We start from the raw sequence: 2,176 nt of genomic DNA on the forward strand, positions 1-2,176 counted from the left end.
CCGCCCTCAAGTCCGTCGGCGGGGTGGCCGGGGTGGCCGCCTCGGTCGCCACCGGCCTGATCATGACGTGGCCGTCCGCCGGCGGCGGGACGGTGAGCGCCTTCGGGCCGTCCGACGGCGGCGCCCGGCCCGGCACCGCGCCGGCGGGCAGCGTCACCGACGATCCGACCACCTCGCAGAGCCCCAGCGGCGGCGGGGCGCGGACCACCGCCCCCGCCCCGGTGCCGACGACCCAGGAGCGGGCCCCGGTCACCGAGGAGCCCACCGGTTCGGGCGGCGGCGCGACCGACCCGGCGACGCCCCCGGACAGCGACACCCCGTCGGCCTCGTCCACCCCGTCCACGTCCCCGCCGGCCTCGCGGCACAGCACGCCGCCGCCCGCGCAGGAGTCGCCCGAGCAGCCGCCGCCGTCCGACGACGGCTCGCACCCGAGTAATCCGCTCGAGCCCGTCACCGACATCGTCGGCCACCTCACCTCCCCGATCCTCGGAGGACTGTCGGGCCACTAGGAGCGCTCGATGGCCGACCCTCTTCTCGCCGGCCGGTACCGGCTGCGGGAGCCGCTGGGATCCGGCGGTATGGGGACGGTCTGGCGCGCGCACGACGAGCTGCTCGGCCGGGACGTCGCCGTCAAGCGGATCGACCTGCCCGACGAGGCCTCCGGTGAGGAGCGCGCGCTGCTGTGCGAGCGGGCCTCGCGGGAGGCGCGGGCCGCCGCCATGATCGACCACCCCGGCATCGTCACCGTGCACGACGTGGTGGTGGCGGACGCGCTGCCGTGGATCGTCATGGAGCTGGTCGAGGGCAGGTCGCTGGCCGATGCCGTCCGGGAGGACGGCCCGCAGGAGCCCCGCCGGGTCGCCGCGATCGGGCTGGAACTGCTGGCGGCGCTGACCGCCGCGCACGGCGCGGGCCTGATCCACCGGGACGTGAAGCCGGGGAACGTCCTGCTGGCCCGCGACGGCCGGGTCGTGCTGACCGACTTCGGGATCGCGACGCTGGATGGAGACCCGGCGCTCACCCGGACCGGCCTGCTGACCGGCTCGCCCGGGTACATCGCCCCCGAGCGGCTGCGGGACGAGCCGGCCGGTCCGGCGTCCGACCTGTGGTCGCTGGGCGCCGCGCTGTACGCCGCCGCCGAGGGCCGCGGACCGTTCGACCGCGACACCCCGATGGCCGCCCTCGGCGCCGCGCTTACCGAGGAGGCGCCGTACCCCGTGCGGTCCGGCGGGCTGGCGCCCGTGCTCCTCGGGCTGCTGGCCAAGGACCCCGCCAAGCGGATCGGCGCGACGGCGGCGCGGGAGCGGGTGGGAGCGGCGCCGGGCCGGGCCGCGGCCGACCTGCTCGGACGGCCGGTCGCCGACCTCGGCCTCCCGGACGAGCTCGTCGCCACCCTCGTCTCGGCGGAGCCGCGCTCGGACGAGATCCACGTCGGCGACACCCGCGTCCTCGTCGTGAACACCTCGCCCGTCCGGTCGCGGGACCGGGCGATGGGCAACGTCGTCACCTTGCGCGACCACACCGAGCTGCAGGGGCTGACGGGGGAGCTGGACACGGTCCGCGGGTTCGCCGAGTCGCTGCGGTCGCAGGCGCACGAGGCCGCCAACCGCCTGCACACGGTGGTGTCGCTGGTCGAGCTGGGACGCCCCGGCCAGGCCGTGTCGTTCGCCACCGCCGACCTGGAGACGGCGCAGCGGCTCACCGACCGGGTCGTCGGATCGGTCACCGAACCGGTCCTGGCCGCGCTGCTGCTGGGCAAGTCCGCGGAGGCGGGCGAGCGCGGCGTCGAACTCGCAATCTCGGACGACACCGCGATCGAGGCCGTGATCGACCCCCGGGACCTGGTCACGATCCTCGGCAACCTCATCGACAACGCCGTCGACGCCGCCATCGAGGGCGCCGCCGTCCGCCCGCCGCGCGTCACCGTCGCCGCCCGCGAGGAAGGCGGCGCACTCGTCCTGGAGGTGTCCGACAGCGGACCAGGCGTAGACCCGTCGGCCGTCCCCGCGATGTTCCGCCGCGGCTGGACCACCAAGACCACCGAAGGCCCGGTGGGCCACGGCCTGGGGCTGGCCCTGGCAGGCCAGGCCATCCGCCGCCACAACGGCACGATCCGAGTGACCACCCCTCCAGCCTCAGGCGCCACCTTCACCGTTCATCTCCCCGCCCCCGAGGG

Annotated in this window: 1 protein-coding gene and 1 pseudogene; both read left to right on the forward strand. The window is 76.4% G+C overall.

Going from position 1 to position 2,176, the window contains the following annotated elements; genetic code table 11:
* Positions 1-509, forward strand: a pseudogene (locus tag E1293_RS48370) (hypothetical protein); the annotation flags it as partial.
* A gap of 9 nt (positions 510-518) precedes the next feature.
* On the forward strand, positions 519-2,176 hold a 1,658-nt coding region (locus E1293_RS50075; protein WP_132206491.1), incomplete at its 3' end, for a protein kinase domain-containing protein.

The organism is Actinomadura darangshiensis (genome assembly GCF_004349235.1).
Classification (GTDB): Bacteria; Actinomycetota; Actinomycetes; order Streptosporangiales; family Streptosporangiaceae; genus Spirillospora; species Spirillospora darangshiensis.